1 protein-coding gene is annotated in these 961 nt (G+C 34.8%); it reads right to left on the bottom strand.

The window, feature by feature from the left end:
* Nucleotides 1–931 (bottom strand): DUF3987 domain-containing protein (locus A4R26_RS11555; protein WP_242674887.1); only part of this gene is annotated, 931 nt, incomplete at its 3' end.
* Between the last annotated feature and the right edge of the window lie 30 nt (nucleotides 932–961).

Raw genomic sequence — 961 nt, 5'->3', positions numbered from 1 at the left:
TATGACAAAGAAGTGTATCTGCTATGCTTAGAGCCGTATTAAAATCAATATCGGAGCAAAGGAGTTCTTTAGGTAAATCATAGTTATTAGTATGATTTAAATGCCTCATTGTTGTTAGTATCATAGCTAGCCTAAAGGTTGTAAGGCCTAACCTTCGTATGCTGGCAATAATTTCATCTCCATAAATTTCATATAACTGTAGTTGCTTTTTAGAAAACCACTCATGGAATTGTTTTTTCTGGACTGGACTTAAACTAAATAATATTACATAATCCTCCTTTCCCTGTTCTTTTTCAGACATTTTTTTGAAATATTGCGCTAATCGAATCCCCATTGAATAAAAATCGCCATCTGGTGATTGTATACTGGTATCAAAAACATCCTTCCAAATAAGTGATAATGGAAAATCATAAAAAATAAGACGAGAGAAAAAGCCATTTTCAACGCCAGACAATAGATTATTTATCTGGTTGGGAGTACCTGATAACACAAGCGACATAAAGGACTTTTCAATTGAAACATATTCATCATTCGTTTTCCGCAACAGCTCTATGGGTTCGTGCTGAAAAATTTTTCTTAATATATCAGAAAAATTACCCCACTCATTACCGAAGGTTTGAGCCAATGTATCAGCTTCTGTATCAAACATAACACCGAAATTTCCATTAGCTTTAAGTGTTTGAATGACTTTGATAGCTGAGCTATTGGCAGGAATAAAGAACAATTGCCTTTCTGGTTTAGCTGGTAATAAAGCTTCTTGACCATTACTTACTGCATCTTTATATTGGCTCATTGCGTCTTCGTAATCAGCAAGCTTTTGCTTGTAACTACTTTCTAAATCTTTATGTAATTCCTCGGCTAATCTGCGTCCCCACATCATAACTCCCTTACCTGCCGAAGCTGGTGCACTAATAAAAATAAATAGATTCATCCCTACTAAATTATTGTTATAGTTTCCCCG

The sequence above is a fragment of the Niastella populi genome, assembly GCF_002078015.1.
GTDB lineage: Bacteria > Bacteroidota > Bacteroidia > Chitinophagales > Chitinophagaceae > Niastella > Niastella populi.
Note: the sequence above shows the minus strand (reverse complement) of the source record. Positions and strands in the feature narration are given on the sequence as shown.